The sequence below is a fragment of the Mycobacterium sp. E2327 genome, from assembly GCF_001672675.1.
Classification (GTDB): Bacteria; Actinomycetota; Actinomycetes; order Mycobacteriales; family Mycobacteriaceae; genus Mycobacterium.
In genome coordinates this window covers 15,357-31,943 of sequence record NZ_LZKE01000102.1, presented here as the reverse complement: position 1 = coordinate 31,943, position 16,587 = coordinate 15,357, and the positions used below count along the sequence as shown (strand labels likewise).

At 68.5% G+C, this 16,587-nt stretch carries 18 protein-coding genes and 1 pseudogene; 5 read left to right on the top strand and 14 right to left on the bottom strand.

Annotated features, from left to right (window positions below; all coding sequences use genetic code 11):
• A partial coding sequence (locus A5712_RS11110; protein WP_369830383.1) for an enoyl-CoA hydratase/isomerase family protein occupies positions 1-397 on the bottom strand: 397 nt, incomplete at its 3' end.
• On the opposite strand from A5712_RS11110, the pseudogene A5712_RS11105 reads away from it, so the two are divergent.
• The 3 genes and pseudogenes from A5712_RS11105 to A5712_RS11095 form a co-directional block, all read left to right on the top strand.
• Positions 356-865, top strand: a pseudogene (locus tag A5712_RS11105) (enoyl-CoA hydratase/isomerase family protein); the annotation flags it as partial. The gene A5712_RS11110 and the pseudogene A5712_RS11105 sit on opposite strands and share 42 nt — an antisense overlap.
• 13 nt (positions 866-878) lie before the next feature.
• Positions 879-1,658: an enoyl-CoA hydratase gene (locus A5712_RS11100; RefSeq protein WP_068104425.1), complete on the top strand. Its 780-nt coding sequence runs from the start codon at positions 879-881 to the stop codon at positions 1,656-1,658.
• Positions 1,659-1,667: 9 nt separating this feature from the next.
• Complete coding sequence (locus A5712_RS11095; protein ID WP_068104423.1) at positions 1,668-3,407, top strand: alpha/beta-hydrolase family protein; 1,740 nt, start codon at positions 1,668-1,670, stop codon at positions 3,405-3,407.
• 73 nt (positions 3,408-3,480) lie between these two features.
• Here the strand turns inward: A5712_RS11095 and A5712_RS11090 are convergent, their stop codons facing one another.
• Together A5712_RS11090 and A5712_RS11085 are read right to left on the bottom strand one after the other, a co-directional pair.
• Complete coding sequence (locus tag A5712_RS11090; protein WP_068104421.1) at positions 3,481-3,918, bottom strand: rhodanese-like domain-containing protein; 438 nt, start codon at positions 3,916-3,918, stop codon at positions 3,481-3,483.
• The gene (locus A5712_RS11085; protein WP_082973389.1) at positions 3,918-4,508 is read right to left on the bottom strand and encodes a cysteine dioxygenase; all 591 of its coding nucleotides are present in this window, start codon (positions 4,506-4,508) and stop codon (positions 3,918-3,920) included. Before A5712_RS11085 ends, A5712_RS11090 begins: the two co-directional genes overlap by 1 nt.
• Before the next feature lie 112 nt (positions 4,509-4,620).
• On the opposite strand from A5712_RS11085, the gene A5712_RS11080 reads away from it, so the two are divergent.
• Together A5712_RS11080 and A5712_RS11075 are read left to right on the top strand one after the other, a co-directional pair.
• Positions 4,621-5,064 (top strand): lipoprotein LpqV, encoded by a 444-nt coding sequence (locus A5712_RS11080; RefSeq protein WP_068104417.1) that lies wholly within the window; start codon positions 4,621-4,623, stop codon positions 5,062-5,064.
• An 88-nt stretch (positions 5,065-5,152) separates the two neighbouring features.
• On the top strand, positions 5,153-6,208 hold the full coding sequence (locus A5712_RS11075) for a patatin-like phospholipase family protein (RefSeq protein WP_156766517.1): 1,056 nt from the start codon (positions 5,153-5,155) through the stop codon (positions 6,206-6,208).
• Here the strand turns inward: A5712_RS11075 and A5712_RS11070 are convergent, their stop codons facing one another.
• The 11 genes from A5712_RS11070 to A5712_RS11020 all read right to left on the bottom strand — a co-directional run bounded on the left by A5712_RS11070 (position 6,209) and on the right by A5712_RS11020 (position 16,583).
• Entirely contained in the window at positions 6,209-7,078 is an 870-nt protein-coding gene (locus A5712_RS11070; protein WP_068104412.1) for a patatin-like phospholipase family protein, read from the bottom strand. It abuts the gene before it with no gap.
• Positions 7,075-7,944, bottom strand: coding sequence for a class II glutamine amidotransferase (locus tag A5712_RS11065; RefSeq protein WP_068104410.1), 870 nt, complete (start codon positions 7,942-7,944; stop codon positions 7,075-7,077). Before A5712_RS11065 ends, A5712_RS11070 begins: the two co-directional genes overlap by 4 nt.
• Before the next feature lie 41 nt (positions 7,945-7,985).
• Positions 7,986-8,459, bottom strand: coding sequence for an SRPBCC family protein (locus A5712_RS11060; RefSeq protein WP_156766518.1), 474 nt, complete (start codon positions 8,457-8,459; stop codon positions 7,986-7,988).
• An 18-nt stretch (positions 8,460-8,477) separates the two neighbouring features.
• Positions 8,478-9,536, bottom strand: a complete 1,059-nt coding sequence (locus A5712_RS11055) for a dihydrodipicolinate reductase (protein WP_068104406.1) — start codon at positions 9,534-9,536, stop codon at positions 8,478-8,480.
• Positions 9,537-9,633: 97 nt separating this feature from the next.
• On the bottom strand, positions 9,634-11,262 hold the full coding sequence (locus tag A5712_RS11050; protein WP_068104404.1) for a long-chain fatty acid--CoA ligase: 1,629 nt from the start codon (positions 11,260-11,262) through the stop codon (positions 9,634-9,636).
• 129 nt (positions 11,263-11,391) lie between these two features.
• Positions 11,392-12,471 carry a YncE family protein gene (locus tag A5712_RS11045; RefSeq protein ID WP_068104402.1) on the bottom strand — a complete coding sequence of 360 codons (1,080 nt, stop codon included), beginning with the start codon at positions 12,469-12,471 and terminating at the stop codon, positions 11,392-11,394.
• Between the two features lie 389 nt (positions 12,472-12,860).
• The gene (locus A5712_RS11040) at positions 12,861-13,199 is read right to left on the bottom strand and encodes a P-II family nitrogen regulator (RefSeq protein ID WP_068104400.1); all 339 of its coding nucleotides are present in this window, start codon (positions 13,197-13,199) and stop codon (positions 12,861-12,863) included.
• A 15-nt stretch (positions 13,200-13,214) separates the two neighbouring features.
• The gene (locus A5712_RS11035; RefSeq protein ID WP_068104397.1) at positions 13,215-14,621 is read right to left on the bottom strand and encodes an ammonium transporter; all 1,407 of its coding nucleotides are present in this window, start codon (positions 14,619-14,621) and stop codon (positions 13,215-13,217) included.
• A 154-nt stretch (positions 14,622-14,775) separates the two neighbouring features.
• Positions 14,776-15,516, bottom strand: a complete 741-nt coding sequence (locus A5712_RS11030; RefSeq protein ID WP_068104429.1) for a DUF427 domain-containing protein — start codon at positions 15,514-15,516, stop codon at positions 14,776-14,778.
• Between the two features lie 23 nt (positions 15,517-15,539).
• Complete coding sequence (locus tag A5712_RS11025; RefSeq protein ID WP_068104395.1) at positions 15,540-15,815, bottom strand: DUF6295 family protein; 276 nt, start codon at positions 15,813-15,815, stop codon at positions 15,540-15,542.
• A 12-nt stretch (positions 15,816-15,827) separates the two neighbouring features.
• Entirely contained in the window at positions 15,828-16,583 is a 756-nt protein-coding gene (locus A5712_RS11020) for a dienelactone hydrolase family protein (RefSeq protein ID WP_068104392.1), read from the bottom strand.
• Positions 16,584-16,587: the final 4 nt, after the last annotated feature.

Here is a 16,587-nt window from a genome sequence, read left to right as displayed (position 1 = left end):
CGACGATCGCCTTGGCGAACGCGTCCAATTCGTCGTGCGGGACGTAGTGGTCGGCGAATCCCATGGCGATGGCGTCGGCTGCGGAGAACGGCGCCCCGGTCAGCGCGGCGTGCAGCCCCAGCCCACCCGGCGCCCGGGACAACAGGAACGCCCCGCCGACGTCGGGAACGAACCCGATGCCCACCTCCGGCATTGCCACCTTTGAGGTTTCGGTCACCACGCGGACGCTGCCGTGCGCGCTGACCCCCACGCCGCCGCCCATCACGATGCCGTCCATCAATGACACGTACGGCTTGGCGAAGCGCCCGATCTGGCCGTCGAGCAGATATTCGTCGCGCCAGAACTTCCGGACCTCGACGCCATCGCCATGGGATTCGCCGACCACTACGTCCCGCACGACGAATTGGACGCGTTCGCCAAGGCGATCGTCGAGGACGGCGTCGAGGGTGCGCTGGCCGCGCATGCCGTCGAACCACCACCGAGCGAGCTTGTCGCCCAACGCGATTGGATCGACCCGTGCTTCGCGGGCGACACGGTGGAAGAAATCCTCGCGGCCCTGCGCAGCCATGGCGGCCCGGCGATCGAAGCCGCCGACCTGATCGCCACCCGCTCCCCCATCGCCGTGTCCGTGGCGCTGCAGGCGGTACGTCGCGCCGCCAAATTGAACACCCTGGAAGACGTTCTGGTGCAGGACTATCGGGTGTCGAGCGCCGCGGCCCGCTCCCACGACCTGGTGGAGGGCATCCGCGCGCAGATCATCGACAAGGATCGCAATCCCAAATGGTCCCCGGCGACGCTGGCCGAGGTCACCGCGGCCGACGTGGACGCGTATTTCGCGCCGGTCGACGACGACTTGAAATTCTAGAAAGGCGGTTGGCGTGACAGAGAACTACGAGACCATCCTCGTCGAGCGCGATGCGCGGGTCGGGATCATCACGCTGAACCGGCCGCAGGCGCTCAACGCCCTCAACAGCCAGGTGATGGCCGAAGTCACCAGCGCGGCAACCGAATTGGACGAAGATCCCGGAATCGGCGCGATCATCATCACCGGTTCGGCCAAGGCGTTCGCGGCCGGCGCCGACATCAAGGAAATGTCCGCCCTGACCTTCGCCGACGCGTTCGGCGCCGACTTCTTCGCCGGCTGGGGCAAACTCGCCGCGGTCCGCACCCCGACCATCGCCGCGGTGGCCGGACACGCGCTGGGCGGCGGCTGCGAGCTCGCGATGATGTGCGACCTGCTGATCGCCGCCGACACGGCGAAGTTCGGCCAACCGGAGATCAAACTCGGTGTGCTGCCGGGCATGGGCGGTTCGCAGCGGCTGACCCGCGCCATCGGCAAGGCCAAGGCCATGGACCTCATCCTGACCGGGCGCACCATCGACGCCGTCGAAGCCGAACGGAGCGGCTTGGTTTCGCGGGTGGTGCCGGCCGACGACCTGCTGACCGAGGCCAAGGCGGTTGCCACCACCATTTCGCAGATGTCGCGCTCGGCGGCGCGGATGGCCAAGGAAGCCGTCAACCGCGCCTTCGAATCCACCCTGTCTGAGGGACTTCTCTACGAGCGCAGGCTGTTTCATTCGACGTTCGCGACCGAGGACCAGTCGGAGGGGATGGCGGCATTCATCGAGAAGCGGCCCCCCAACTTCACCCACCGATAGGACGCTTCGATGAGCGACCCGGGTCCCGCGACAACCGCCCCCGACGACGAAGCGGTGCGCGAAGCCGCGCCGGAAGCCGCTGAGGCACCCCACAAGCACGAGGCGCATCCGCATGAAAAGCCTTGGTGGGTGCGCCACTACACCTTCATGGGCACCGCGGTCGGCCTGGTTTTCATCTGGTTCTCGATGACACCGTCGCTGCTGCCCCGCGGCGCGGTGTTTCAGGGCCTCGTGAGCGGGTTCTCCGGTGCCATCGGCTACGGGCTGGGGGTCTTCGCCGTCTGGCTGGTCCGTTACATGCGCACCCGGAACTACAGCCCGCCGCCGCCGCGCTGGGCATGGAAGGTGCTGATCCCGGTGGGGCTGGCCGGCATGGTCGTGATGGCCATCCGGTTCCACGTCTGGCAGGACCGCGTGCGCGACCTGATGGGCGTCGCGCACCTGAAGTGGTACGACTACCCCATTGCCGCGGTGCTGTCGATCGTGGTGCTGTTCACGCTCGTCGAAATCGGCCAATTCATCCGGTGGCTGATCAGTTTCCTGGTCGGGCAGCTGGACCGGATCGCACCGTTTCGCCTCTCGGTGACCATCGTCGTGGTCGCGCTGGTGGTGCTGAGCATCACCCTGATGAACGGCGTCGTGCTGAAGTTCGCCATGCGGACGATGAACAACACCTTCGCGTCGGCCAACAACGAGGAGAGCCCCGACACCGCACCACCCAAAACGCCGTTGCGGTCCGGTGGCCCGCAGTCGCTGGTGTCGTGGGAGTCGCTCGGCCGGGAGGGCCGCGTCTTCATCGAGGGCGGCCCGCGGGTCGACGAGCTGAGCACGTTCAACGGATCCCCGGCCATGCAGCCGATTCGCGCCTACGCCGGGCTGAACTCCGCGGACGGCATCACCGCGACCGCCGAACTCGCGGCGCGCGAGTTGCAGCGCACTGGTGGGCTGCAGCGCGCCGTCGTCGCGGTCGCGACGACCACCGGCACCGGCTGGATCAACGAGGCGGAGGCCTCGACGCTGGAGTACATGTACAACGGCAACACCGCGATCGTCAGCATGCAGTACTCGTTCCTGCCGAGCTGGCTTTCGTTTCTGGTGGACAAGGAAAACGCCCGCCACGCCGGCCAGGCGCTGTTCGAGGCCGTCGACCGGCTGATCCGCCAGATGCCGGAAGCGCAGCGACCCAAGCTCGTCGTGTTCGGCGAAAGCCTGGGATCGTTCGGGGGCGAGGCGCCGTTCATGAGCCTCAACAACGTGCTGGCCCGCACCGACGGCGCGCTGTTCAGCGGGCCGACGTTCAACAACACCATCTGGACGGACCTGACCTCGACGCGCGACGCCGGCTCCCCGGAGTGGCTGCCGATCTACAACGACGGCAAGAACGTCCGATTCGTTGCTCGCGCAAGCGATCTCGGCCGTCCCGACGCCGCATGGGACCACCCGCGGGTGGTCTATCTGCAGCACGCCTCCGACCCGATCGCCTGGTGGACCCCGGATCTACTGTTCGCCAAGCCGGACTGGCTGCGCGAGAAACGCGGCTACGACGTGCTGCCGGAGACCTACTGGATCCCGGTGGTCACGTTCCTGCAGGTCTCGGCCGACATGGCGGTCGCGGTCGACGTGCCGGACGGGCATGGGCACCACTACGTCGCCGACGTGGCCAACGGCTGGGCCGCGGTGCTGTCGCCGCCCGGCTGGACGCCGGAGAAGACGGAAAAACTCCGGCCGCTGCTGCACTCCAACGGCTAGCGGCGATCGCAAGCGCGCGTTGGGGGCACCTCCCGCTTGCGGGGGACCGGGCGCGGCGGGTCGCCGCCATCGGCTAGAGCCAACGTCGAACGGTTCTGCCAGCGTTCGCCAGCGTGTCGGGGCCCGAATCACCGAGCAGCTGGTCCAGCACACCGGAACCGGCCAGCGCGTGGTAGCCGCCGATGACGTCGGTGGCGCGGAGCAGGCCGATATCCAGCAGCGCGGCCGCCGCCAGGCTGGACGTGTAGCCCTCGGAGCACACGATCACCCACTCGACGTCGTCGTCGACGGCCTCCGGGAGCCGGGCATCGCTGGTCGGGTCGCAGCGCCACTCCAGGACGTTGCGCTCGATCACCAGCGCGCCCGGTATCTCGCCCTCGCGGAATCGCTGGGCCTGGGGCCGGATGTCGACCAGCACGGCCCCGCGCCGCAGCGCCTCGGGCACCTCGACGGCGCGAAGGCGGCGAAACCGGCGCCGGGCCGATCTCAGGACGACGTCGATGCGACTCATCAGGGTCCCTCCGGTTGGTCGGTCAGTTCGGTGCGCTGGCGGCGCAGCCGGTTGCGCTCGGAGACTTCGTAATACGACATCGCCGTCAGCGGCGGCGAGTAGGCGTGCACGCTCAGCGTCGGCTGCACCTTGAAGGTGTCCACCGGCTCCGGGACTGGCCTGGGCGCCCACACCACGTCGTGCACCCAGCCGAGCGGGAAGCCGGCCTGATCACCTGCGTCGAGCCGGCGTCTGCGCAAGCCCCTTCCGTCCCAACGGAATTCGTTGAGTGATCCGGACACCACGGTCAGCGCGCCCAGCGACCCGCCGTGGTCGTGCAGCTCGGTGGGATGACCGGGAACCCAGCTGATCAGCCAAACGTCCAGCTCGTCGTCGCCGTGGATGCGGGTGAACCAGCGCTTGGACTCCGGTATCCCGCCCTTGGGCAGCAGGTGGTCGCAGCGCCCGCTGAGAACCTGGTCGGCGGCTTGGTCGGTGGCATGCAGCAGGTCGGGCACCCGCAGCCGGGTGGGTCCCGAGGACGGCGACGAGACGGTCAGGGGGCGAAGCGCACCGGAGGCGACAGCACGCGTCGCAACGGGAACAGACATTGGGGAGCTCCAGGGTGAACGGATCGGGCAAGCGGCGGCGGGTCAGGGCCGACAACACTCGCAAAATCCGAAGCGCTCCGTCACGGCAGCCAGTGTTGCATAGATTGGGAAGGTGCGTTGGTGCGGTCGTTCCCCCGGACAACGGGGTGCGGTGCTCATCGCGGCGTTGTTGGTGGCGGTCACGGGCTGCTCGCAGGGCGCGCCCAACGGCGGGGTCGCCGTGCCGTCGGCACGGCCGTCGGGCATCCCGGGCGGTCCCGCGTCGCCGCCGCCCGGCGCGGTCGGCCTCTCGCCGGGCGGGGTGACGACCAGGGTCGATGTGCCCGCGGACTCGACCGAGGAGGAGTATTTCCAGGCCTGCCACGCCGCGAAGGTCTGGATGGAGGCCCAGCCCAAGACGGATGGGTCGCTGTTCGAGCCGTACCTGCGGATGGTCCAGGCCTCGCAATCGGGCACGGCCGGCACCTGGAACGCCCGGTGGGCAGACCTGACACCGGCCCGACAGGCGGCCGTGATCACCGCCGCCCGCGCGGCCGCCAACGACGAATGCGGGTAGCGTTCCGCGCCCACCGCCAATTGTGATCACGGGTACAAAAACTGCCTCCCCGGCCGCCGAGGGGGCCTCGGTCGAGCAAAATGAACGCATGCCCGGCGGACGTGGCGGAACGGTGGCGCGTCGATCTTCACCGACCCGGGTGGCGCTGGCGCTGGGCAGCGGCGGCGCCCGCGGTTACGCCCACATCGGGGTGATCGAGTCGCTGTCGGCGCGCGGCTACGACATCGTCGGCATCACCGGTTCGTCGATGGGTGCGATCATCGGCGGTCTGCAGGCGGCCGGACGCCTCGACGAGTTCGCCGAATGGGCGAAGTCGTTGACACAGCGCACCATCTTGCGGTTGCTGGACCCGTCCATCAGCGCGGCGGGGGTGTTGCGGGCCGAGAAGATTCTGGACGCGGTGCGCGACATCCTCGGCCCGGTCGCCATCGAGCAACTGCCGATTCCCTATACGGCGGTGGCTACCGACCTGCTGGCCGGCAAGTCGGTGTGGTTTCAGCGCGGCCCGCTCGACGAGGCGATCCGGGCGTCTATCGCGATTCCCGGCGTGATCGCCCCGCACGAAGTGGGCGGACGCCTGCTCGCCGACGGCGGCATCCTGGACCCGCTGCCGATGGCCCCGTTGGCCGCGGTCAACGCCGACCTGACGATCGCTGTGGGCGTCAGCGGCAGCGAGGTGATCCCGAAGCGAGAACCGGAGCCGGGCGCCACCGCCGAATGGTTGAACCGCATGGTGCGCAGCACTTCTGCGCTGCTCGACACGACGGCCGTTAGGTCACTGCTCGACCGGCCGACCGCGCGCGCCGTGTTGAGCCGATTCGGCGCGGACACCTGGTCGGACGATTGGGACGAGGAATCGCCGCCGGGGGCGGGCGAACTCGACGCGGCGAGCGTCGTTCCGAAACTGGGCAGCTTTGAGGTGGTGTACCGCGCGTTCGACATCGCGCAGTCGGCGCTGACCCGCCATACGCTGTCGGCCTATCCGCCCGACCTGCTGATCGAGGTGCCGCGTTCGACCTGCCGCAGCCTGGATTTTCACCGTGCGGTGGAGGTGATCGCGGCGGGACGCGCCGAGGCCGATCGGGCCCTGGACGCCTTCGAAACCGATCCGGAACAGACGAGCTCGCCGGCGCTCGAGGGTTGATCAGGCGCCCAGGAACCGCGCCACGGCCCGCGCCTCGCGGCGGCCTTGTTCGCGCCCGGCCACCGCGGAGTCGATGCGGCAGCGCGGGTCCAGCGGGTTGGGCCCGAAAGCGGCCAGCGAGTCGTCGTCGGCGAACACCGCGTGCATCGCGCCGGCGAACGCGGCGATCTCGGCGGCGGGCCCGGCGCCGAACGGCGCCGGCGCGTCGGGCCCCGAGGGCACCAGCACCACGGCGGCGTCGCAATCGCCGGCCACGCCGAGGTTGACCGAGCTGCCGACGCCGCCGTCCATGTAGCGCCGGTCGCCGATCGTCACCGGCGGCCAGGCCCCCGGCACCGCGCAACTGGCCGCCACCGCATCCACCAGCCCGACGCCGGAGTCGCGGTCGAAGACCACCAGTTCGCCGGTGGCGACGTCGATTGCGGTGATCCGCAACGACCGGTCTGGCCAGTCGTGTGATGGCAGGCGCTGGGCGATTACCTGGCGCCGGACGGGTTCCGGGACGGTCTGGGTCGCCAGCGCCACGGCCCCGATCCGCCGCATCTGCTGTTGCGTCCGGTCCAGCGCGTCGTCGCAGGGCTGGCCCAAGGCGGCCAAAAAGACCTCGGTGATGTCGTCGATGTCGACGCCGGAATCGATCTCGGCCGACGACTCGGCGACCTGCCGGTCGAACAGCGCCTCGATCGGGCAGCCGCTGCCGATCTGGGCGGCGACAGCGGAACCCGCCGAGGTCCCCACCAGCACCTCCGAATCCAGCAGGAGTCGGGCCACCGCCGGGGACTCATCGGCGATGCCGCGCAGAACCCCTGTCTCCCAGGCGATTCCGGCTATCCCGCCGCCGGCCAGCACGAGCGCGCGTCTGGTTGTCACGCGGATGTACCGGTGTGCTGCGCGCGCCGAACTGACTCGCTGAGATCCTCGCGACGGAGCTGATGGCTCGGCGGGTCGGGCAGCACCAACTCTGTGGTGACACGCAACCCGGCGTCGACGTGGACGAGCTCGCCAGGTGCGATCAGACTCCAGCGTGGGTCCTCGTCCATCCGCTCGGTGGCGAACACCACCGAGGACCGGTTGCACAGCGGCTCAGACCATGCGCGAATTCGGTTGGTCTGCATATCGAAATTGGGTGCACCATCGAGTCGGCGGTCCAGGAGATAGAGCTCGTGGGCGTCGGGGTAGCGCAGCGCCCACATGTCGGTGGCCGTACTCAGCAGGACGTTGACCGCGTAGATCGGCGCATTCGCGGCGAGCCACCGCACAGCGTCGACGAGGCCCGCCGTCTCGTCGCCGTCGCGGGCGCGGATCGAGCCGGTGATCAAGGCGAACACCCGCTCGGAATCGGTCTCGCCCAGCACCAGGCCGTCGGTGCCGAGCTCGCGCAGCCGTTCGTCGATGCCATCCAGGCCCTCGACCACGCCGTTGTGCGCGAAGATCCGGCCGTCCTGCAGAAACGGGTGGGTGTTGCGGACGTCGAGCGAACCCGTCGTCGCGTACCGAACGTGGGCGACGAAGGTGGTGCCGGTCAATTCGTGCGCCTCGGTGGCGAATTGGGTGTCCTGCCACGCCGCGATCGGCTCCTTGTGCAGCTGCGCCCGACCGTGCGCGTCAAATACACCGACGCCGGTGCCGTCCGGGTTCTTGCGGCTCTGCGCGGACAGACTATCGGGAGCGTTCAGCAACCAGAAGGTCGCGGTGCAAACGTCCGTCCCGGCGTGCAAGCCAAAAAGTCGGCACATGGTGTCGACCGTACCGAAAGGCCCGCAACGGCCCGGCGGGGTCAGCCCGTCAGCATCGTCGAGAGGTCCCGCAGCGCCTGTCGCGCGTAGCCCTTCCAGATGCGGCCGAACAGCGGCAGGCCCCAGGATGTCAGCGGCGATCTGGGGTAGATGTCCCAGCGCCAGGTGATCTCGGTCCCGCCCGCCGCCGGCGCGAAGATCCATTCGCCCACAACATGATCGACCAGCAGCGCCATGGGACCTCGGATCTTGGTCAACCGGTACCCGAACGACCGGGGCGGGTCCACGCTGGTCAGCTCCTCGCGCATGCTGGCGCCGCCGGCCAGGTGCACGACGCGGGTCTGGCCCGCGGCGTCCCATGCGCCGGTCTGCTCGCGCACCTCCCGGACGGGCGGAATCGGGCCGTGCCGGCGCTTGAAAAGCTCGGGAAGCGGTGCGGGCAGCGTGCGCTGGAAGGCCTCCTCGGCAGGGACGGGTACGACGAGGGATTCGCCGACGACGAGCGATTGTGGCACTGGCATAAGGCCTTTCCTTCAGCGCGCCAACCCTGGGGCGGCCCGGCCGGTGATCAGGGGCAGGTCGAAAAAGCTTTGTATCCCCGCCGGGGCAGCACAGGTGGCGGGGACCGCGTTGACGCAGTGCGCGGCCGTCGCGACGATCCCCGGATTGCTCGCCAACCCCGCCTGCACGCTTTCGGGCTGCCAGCCCTTGACCGTCACGAAGGTGTCCGGGTTGCCCCGCACCTCGATCTCGTAGCGTTCCCCGCCGGTCCCGAAAGACCAAGGCGGGTCGAGGTTTTCCGATCCCATCAGCCAGTTCACGGTGATCCGCACCACCACGATGTCACCCACCAGCGCCTCCCAGTGGAAGCGGCGTCCGGCGACCTGGCCGGGCTCGATCGGCCCGATCGGCGAGTCGATCGGCGCGGTCGCCACGGCCACCTCCTGCGACGACCGGATCTGCGGATCGGCGGCGAAGCCCAATTGGTCGACACACAGCCGGACCGACTGGAAAAAGCCGCCGTCGAGCAGCTTTTGCATGGGCCCGGTCAACGCGCTGTCCGGCGTCCCGCCGAAGCCCATCACGTGACGCAGAACGTCCGGCGCGCCGTAGGTGCGAAGGTCGGAAAACTCCTCGGCGCGAACGAAGGTCACGCCCGTGGACATCGCCGAGAGCAGCAGCGGGAACAGCTCGGTGGCCGCACCGGGCCCGATGCCGGCGCCGTGCAGCGTCGCGTTTCCGGCCTGGGCCGCGACTTCCAGTGGGGCGCCTTCCTTTTCGGTCGGATAGAACCATCCCAGCGGCGTGACCACGTTCTTGCCGGAGCGCAGCAGCGCGGCGACTTCCTCGACACTGGGCAGCAGCGGCGCGTAGATGACTGCGTCGGCGGGCTGCGCGAGCACCTCGTCGACGCTGTTGGTCGCCGTCACGCCCAGCGGCGAGGTGCCGATGATGTCGCCGACGTCCCTGCCGGCCTTGGACCGCGAATGTACCCAGCAGCCAACGAGTTCGAGGTCGGGATGTTCCAGCACGCCCTTTATCGCCGCCGTTCCGACCGACCCGGTCGCCCACTGAATGACCCGCAGGCTCATGAAGACACCTCACCTTCCTCGCGAGCAGACGCAGAATCGCGTAATCGCGCGCCGAAAGATGCGACTTTGCGTCTGCTCGCGCACGAGAGCCGCCCCCTTAGTCGCGCGACTCGACCACCCAGTAGCCATGCTCGGCGTAGCGCGCCCGGATGGCCTTCTTGTCATACTTGCCGACGCTGGTCCGCGGAATCTCCTCGACGAACGTCCATCGCTCGGGCAGCCACCACCGGGCCACCTTGTCCGCGAGGAACTTTCGCAGCTCCTCGGCGCTCACCGACGAGTGCTTGGCGACCACGACCGCCAGCGGCCGTTCCTGCCATCGCTCGTCGGGAACCCCGACGACAGCGGCCTCGAGCACCTGCGGGTGCGCGATCAGACAGTTCTCCAGCTCGACCGACGAGATCCATTCGCCGCCGGACTTGATGACGTCTTTGGCCCGGTCGGTCAGCGTGACGAAGCCGCGGTCGTCGATGCGGCCCACGTCGCCGGTGCGCAGCCAGCCGGAGTCGAACTTGGAGTCGTCGTGGCCCAGGTAGTAGGAGCCGGTGATCCACGGGCCGCGGACCTCCACCTCGCCGACGGCGGTGCCGTCGTTGGGCAGCACCGCGCCGTCGTCGTCGACGATGCGCATCTCCACCCCGCACACCGGTTGGCCCTGCGTCGCGCGGAACGCCCAGTGCTGGTCCTCGGGGGTTCCCGGCGGCGGCCAGGCCATGGTGGCCATCGGCGACGTTTCCGTCATGCCCCACAGCTGGCGGATCTGGACGCCGTGCTTCTCCTCGAACGTGCGCATCAGCGACACCGGAACGGCCGAGCCGCCGCAGACCACCAGGCGCAGCGAGGACATGTCGTGTTCGGGTTCGTCCTCCAGGCGGTGCAGGACGTCGTTCCAGATGGTCGGCACGGCGCCGGCGACGGTGGGCCGCTGGGTTTCCACCATGCCGATCAGCGAGCGGGCATCGAGGTGGCAGTCGGGGAGCACCAGGTCGGCGCCCGCCATCAGCGCCGAGTAGGGCAGCCCCCAGGCGTTCGCGTGAAACATCGGCACGATCGGCAGCACGCTGTCGACCGCCCCGACGCCGATGCCGTTGGTGGTGCATCCGCCCATCGCGTGCAGGAAGCTCGAACGATGGCTGTAGACAACGCCTTTCGGGTTGCCGGTGGTGCCGCTGGTGTAGCACATGGCGGCCGCGGACCGCTCGTCGAGCTCGGGCCAGTCGAAGTCGGGGGATTCGGCGCCGATCACTTCGGCGTAGGACAGCACGGTCTTGCCGGATGCCTCCAGCGCCGCCGTGTCACCGTCGCCGACCACGATCACCGCCTGCACGGTCTTGAGCTCGCCGAGGACCGGCGCAAGCAGTTTGACCAGGGACGCGTCGACCAGCACGACGTGGTCCTCGGCCTCGTTGGCGACGTAGGCGATCTGCTCCGGGAAGAGGCGGATGTTGAGGGTGTGCAGGACGGCGCCCATCGACGGCACCGCGAGGTAGGTCGCCAGGTGCTCGGCGTTGTTCCACATGAACGTCGCGACGCGCTGGTCCCCGGTCACGCCGAGGCGGCGCAGCGCGTTCGCCAGGCGGCCGGCCTGGTGGCCGAGCTCGCGGTAGGTCGTTCGCCGGTAGCCGTCCCCCGTTGCGGTGGTGACCGTGCGTGCCCCGTGGATGCCGCAGCCGTGCCGCATGATCGCGGCGATCGTCAGCGGATAGTCCTGCATCGTGCTGTCCATCGCTGTACCGCCTTCGCGTCGACGCGGCACCGCCTCGTGTGCGGTCGGGCGAATGTTATCGCCGCACAGCGCTAGGAGAAAACGGGTTCCCCCGACAACGCTTGTTTGCGGGCTTGTTTGCGGGCTCTACTACGCGAGGGCCGGTTCGGCCGGCAGCAGCTCGGGCACTGCCCACTCCGGCGCCGTTTCGCTGTCGGACCCGGCGCCTGCCGCGGTCCCGACCACCGTGACCGCGCCGGAGTAGTCGGCGATGTAGAGGAACCTGGCGTCGGCACTTTCGACCACGCACGACGGCTCGTCGGCCACCCGGATGGTGCCGACGACGTCCTGCGTGTGGGTGGAGAGCACGGTGACGCCGTCGTCGCTGACCAGGTAGGCCCGATCGCCGTCGCGGCTGAGCGTCAGGCGGGTGAGGATGCCGGAGATCTCGCTGATCTTGCTGGTACCGATGATCTTGGCGGTGCGAGTGTCGACGGCGTCGATCACCGCCCCCAATTCGGGGGCGCAACTGGCCACGTAGGCGGTCGCACCGTCGGGGCTGAGGGCGAGGTCGCGGATGGGCAAGCAGATCTCGACGGTTTTCAGCACGCGGGAGCGGGCCGGCGCCTGCGCGTCGATGACGACGAGCTGTCCCCCGCCGGGGCCGTTCGTCGCCACGTAGAGGCGGCTTCCGTCCGCGCTGGACCGCACGCATTCCGTGGTGGTCCCGGGGCGGCCGGGCAGGACGATCTCCTCGGCCTCGCCGGTCCGGGTATCCAGGACGACGACGTCGGGACCGGCGGCGCCGTTGCGGCTGGCGTAGACGTAGTCGCCGTCCGGGCTGGCCGCCAGGTCGCTGACGCTGAACGCCAGCGGATGCGTCGCAATGACGGTGTTGGTCGGCAGGTCGATGACGTCGATCGAGTCATACGCCGGTGTCGCGGTGCTGACGTATGCGCGGTTGGTGTCGCGGCAGCCGATGGCGAGCGCAAAGGGCTCCGGCAGGCCGGCAACGGTCTGCACGACGCGGCAGGCGTGGGCGTCGATGACCGAGACGCTGTCGTAGCCGTAGTTGGCCACCACCAGTCGGCCGCCCTCCGGGCTGGCGACGATCCCGCTGATCGGACCCTGGCCCAGGGCGATCCGCGTGACAATCGGAAATCCCGGTGCCGTGGCCAATTCGATGGACTGGTCCTCGCCGTTGTGCTTCCGGTGGTTCACGCCGCGCATGCCGGCACCGCCTTCGCTCGCTCGTGGTACGTCTGGTGCGCCCAAGACGCGGCCCTGGATGAGCCGCCTTATAGCGCCCGGAGGTGATTGCTTTTAACAAATTTTACTGACCAAATTCGGAGCAAAAATATTTCGCGACGATCTGTGTGATCCACGTCACGGCGCTGACCGTTATTGGGCCGCGCGCGGATTTAAACGATAAATCGTGAATAATCGGATGGCGAAGATCAGCGGCCTTGGCAGACAGCAATTTTCGACGGCTCAGCTAACCGCCTCGCCGAGTGGACAGCAGTCCATAAATAAGGAAATTCTTAAAATTGATCGATTAAAGAGGTGATCGTCACACTTTGCCCAGTTGGGCGCGTCACCGGCCCCAAGCATTTAGCTATTCAGAGCGCGTCGTGGTCGCGTTCGCCGGTCCGGATGCGGATCACCTTCTCCACCTGTGACACCCACACCTTGCCGTCGCCGATCTTGCCGGTGCGCGCGGCGCCGATGATCGCGTCGACGACACGGTCGGCGAACGCCTCATCGACGAGTACCTCGACGCGGACCTTGGGCACGAACTCGACCGCGTATTCGGCCCCGCGGTACACCTCGGTGTGCCCCCGCTGCCTGCCGTACCCCTGGACCTCGGTGACGGTCAGGCCCAGGATCCCGACGGCCTCGACGGCGTGCCTGACGTCATCGAGCGTGAATGGCTTGACGATCGCGGTGACCAGCTTCATGGCGTTGTCACCATCTCAATCGTCGGCGGTTTCGGCTGGCGCCGACTGGGTCCGCGTGGCCGTCACCGGCTCGACTCGCCGGCCCGTCACCAGCCCCTCGTCGGGGTAGGCCTCCTCGTCGTGCACGCCGACGTCGCCGGTCTCCAGGACCTCGTCGGGCATGCGCAACTTCATGAAGAGGCCGAGGACCCGCAGGATGATGAACGTGACGAGCGCGTCCCAGACGATGATCGTGGCCGCGGCGCCGAGCTGGATCAGGATTTGTTTGGGATGGTGGCCATACAGCCAACCGGCGAAGGTCACGTCCGTCCCGGTGCTGCCGCCCAGGTACACGACGACCTTCGGGTCGGCGAGGACCCCGACGAGAAGCCCGCCCGCCAGGCCCGCCATGCCGTGGGTGTGAACCACACCGAGGGCGTCGTCGACCTTCTTGAACGGCCGGGTGCGGCCGAGCCAGTTCCACGACATCCAGACCAGGGAAGAGGCGACGACGCCGATGATCATCGCGCCGAAGCTGTTGACGTAGCCGGCCGCCGGGGTGATGGCGACGAGCCCGGTGATCATGCCGTTGACCGCGCCCAGGAAGGTTGGCTTGCGCGCCTTACTGGCGAAGATGTCCCAGATCACCCAGGTGAGCAGCGCGACGGCAGTGGTGAGGTTGGTGTTGATCACCGCCAGGGAGGCGTCGGCACCGGCGAAATACGGGTCACCGCCGTTGAACCCGTTCCAGCCCAGCCACAGGATGCCGGCGCCGACCGCGGCCATCGGAAGGTTGTTGGGCACCGCGCGTTCCCGGTCGCGCGCGAGCCGGGGGCCGATCACAGCTGCGGCGACGAATCCGCTGGTTCCGGCGGCCAGGTGGATCACGTACCCACCGCTGAAGTCCAGCGCGCCGGCCTGTCCCCACCAGCCGCCACCCCACACCAGGAACGCGTTGACCGAGTAGGCGAACGTCGACCACAGCGGCACGAAGATCAGCCACACCTTGAAGTTCATCCTGCCGACCACGCTGCCGAGGAACAGCAGCGGAGTGATGGCGGCGAACACGAACTGGAAGTACGCGAGCGTCGTCTCCGAAAAGCGGAACTTCGGCATGGTGCCGTCCAACAGCGGGATGACGGCCTGTCCCTGGTTGTCGGTGCCCAGGATGGTGTGCGGAATCCCGACCGCGGCCCTCAGGATGCCCGGGCCGAGCTTGAGCGGCTCACCGAACCCCATCTTGAATCCCCAGAGCACCCACACGACCAGCACCAGCGAGAATCCGGTGAAGGCCATCAGCATGGTGTTGACGGCCCACTTCTTCTGCACGATGCCGCCGTACAGCACGGCGATGCCTGGAATGCTCATCAGGCCGACCAGAGTCGCGGCCACCAACTGCCAGGCGTTGTCTCCGGGGTTCAGCCAATCGGGATAGGGCAACATGGTTCAGACACACCCCAATTCGAGCCGGCGGGCTATAAATCAGCTGCGGTGCGAAGTGACGCCGTAGACGGGTGAAGCCTTTGCCCGGAATGTTTCAGGCGTATGTGCAACGGTTTAAAAATAGATTTCGTTCGCTCGAGGCGGGGCGTTCGGCTTAGCCGAACTGCGTCTGCGGCCGGGGCAACGCGACGCCGTCGACGGTGATGTCGACCTTCTCGTTGTAGAAGGCCACCAGCCCGGCGATCTGGTGGACCGCCGGCAGCGGGTAGTGATAAGTCCACGCCAGATCCGGATGCGCGGTATCGCCCACTCGCACCGACCAATAGCCGGACGTCACGCCCTTGTACGGGCAGAGCGTCTGCGTCGGGCTGGGTTCAAGGTGCTCGAACGCGACGTCGGTCGGGTCGATGTAATACCTTGTGGGCAGGCCGGTTTCGAACAGCAGCACCGGGGATCCGGTGTCGGCGAGGGTGATTCCGTCCAGCTCGACGCGGACATGCCGGTGCGAGCGCAGCGCGTCGACCCGCGAATACGGATTGCGCGGGTGGCCGTAGATCGGCTCGTCTTCCTCGAACCACCGCAACGGATCCCATTCGAATCGCACGGTGCCCGCCACCGGGCCGTCGCCGTCGTCGAACACCCGCGCCGCCGACGGATGGGTCTGGTCCTTGCCGACCAGCGAGTACAGCCGAGACGGGCCGAGCTGCACCTTCTGCGGGTGGTCCTCGTCGCGCAGGAACTCCGTACGGACATCCACCAGCGGCACGTAATACGCGGGGTAGTAAGGCAATTCCCACACATAGCGGGCCGCGGTGGTGTCGAAGACCAGGTCGTGGCCGAGATAGCCGCGGACCCGGCGCGGCGCGGGCTCGATGCGCCCGCGGGTGGCGGCCATCTGCGGGTAGTCCCGCTCGGGGCTCACGGCTGGTCCTTCGAGGCCAGCCCGGCCGGCGCATTCGCGATCGCTTTGTGGATGGCGTCGGCCAGCGCGAGGGCACTCTCCTCGGTGAGTTCGAGCGCGACGCGCGCCGCCGGGCCCAGCTCCGGGTTGATCACGTCGATATTGACCGTGTGGCCGTAGGGCGCGTGGACGGGATGGTCGACGTACACCGTGGCGCGGCTGGCGCCGAACCAGCCGCTCTTTCCCTTGCCGCTGCCGTCGATCCGCACGTGTTCGGTGAGGTATGTGCACATGTGCTGGGACGCCTAGCCTTTCAGGTGGGTGGCGAAGAATTCGTCGATGCGCCGCCAGCCGTCGACGGCCGCCTCCGGCCGGTACGCCGGCCGGTCGACGGAGAAGAACGAGTGGCCGGCGCCCTCGTAGGAGTGGAACTCGTGCGGCTTGTCGAACTTGGTCAGCTCGGCATCCAGGGTGGCCACTGCGGGCGGCGCCGGGAACCTGTCGTCGGCCCCGAACAGCCCAAGGAGCGGGCAGCTCAGCTTCGGCGCCAGGTGCAGGATCGGCTGCATGGCTCTGGGCATGCCCTCCGGTCGGTCTTCCACGATGAACGCGCCGTAGCAGTCCACCGCGGCGTCGAACGGCAGCGAGCACGCCGCCAGGTACGCGTGCCGTCCGCCCGAGCAGTGCCCGATGACGCCGAACTTCCCGTTGGTGCCCGGCAAGGAGCGCAGGTGCTCGACCGCGCCGGCGACGTCGCCGACCAGACGCTCGTCGGGCACTCCGCCGGCGGCCCGCACCGTCGCGGCGGCGTCGTCGGGCGCGGCGCCCGGCGCCTCGCGCGAATACAGGTTGGGGGCGACGGCGTGATAGCCGCTGACCGCGAGCCGCCGCACGAACTCCTTGGTTTCCCGGTCGTAGCCGGGCATGTGGTGGATCCACACGATGCCGCCGCGGGACCCTTCGGCAAGTGGCGACGCGCGGTAGGCCTCGATCTCGTCGCCGCCGTGGCCGGTGATGGTGATGGTTTCCGCGCGGATCGCGTCCGGGCTGGGTGCGTTCATCGCA

What these genes read in the sequence shown, in the direction of transcription:
- A5712_RS11095 (WP_068104423.1), top strand. Translation starts at nt 1,668, where the DNA reads ATGAGCGACCCGGGTCCCGCGACAACCGCCCCCGACGACGAAGCGGTG.
- A5712_RS11090 (WP_068104421.1), bottom strand. Translation starts at nt 3,918, where the DNA reads ATGAGTCGCATCGACGTCGTCCTGAGATCGGCCCGGCGCCGGTTTCGC.
- A5712_RS11085 (WP_082973389.1), bottom strand. Translation starts at nt 4,508, where the DNA reads ATGTCTGTTCCCGTTGCGACGCGTGCTGTCGCCTCCGGTGCGCTTCGC.
- A5712_RS11075 (WP_156766517.1), top strand. Translation starts at nt 5,153, where the DNA reads ATGCCCGGCGGACGTGGCGGAACGGTGGCGCGTCGATCTTCACCGACC.
- A5712_RS11065 (WP_068104410.1), bottom strand. Translation starts at nt 7,944, where the DNA reads ATGTGCCGACTTTTTGGCTTGCACGCCGGGACGGACGTTTGCACCGCG.
- A5712_RS11055 (WP_068104406.1), bottom strand. Translation starts at nt 9,536, where the DNA reads ATGAGCCTGCGGGTCATTCAGTGGGCGACCGGGTCGGTCGGAACGGCG.
- A5712_RS11050 (WP_068104404.1), bottom strand. Translation starts at nt 11,262, where the DNA reads ATGGACAGCACGATGCAGGACTATCCGCTGACGATCGCCGCGATCATG.
- A5712_RS11045 (WP_068104402.1), bottom strand. Translation starts at nt 12,471, where the DNA reads ATGCGCGGCGTGAACCACCGGAAGCACAACGGCGAGGACCAGTCCATC.
- A5712_RS11040 (WP_068104400.1), bottom strand. Translation starts at nt 13,199, where the DNA reads ATGAAGCTGGTCACCGCGATCGTCAAGCCATTCACGCTCGATGACGTC.
- A5712_RS11035 (WP_068104397.1), bottom strand. Translation starts at nt 14,621, where the DNA reads ATGTTGCCCTATCCCGATTGGCTGAACCCCGGAGACAACGCCTGGCAG.
- A5712_RS11030 (WP_068104429.1), bottom strand. Translation starts at nt 15,516, where the DNA reads ATGGCCGCCACCCGCGGGCGCATCGAGCCCGCGCCGCGCCGGGTCCGC.
- A5712_RS11025 (WP_068104395.1), bottom strand. Translation starts at nt 15,815, where the DNA reads ATGTGCACATACCTCACCGAACACGTGCGGATCGACGGCAGCGGCAAG.
- A5712_RS11020 (WP_068104392.1), bottom strand. Translation starts at nt 16,583, where the DNA reads ATGAACGCACCCAGCCCGGACGCGATCCGCGCGGAAACCATCACCATC.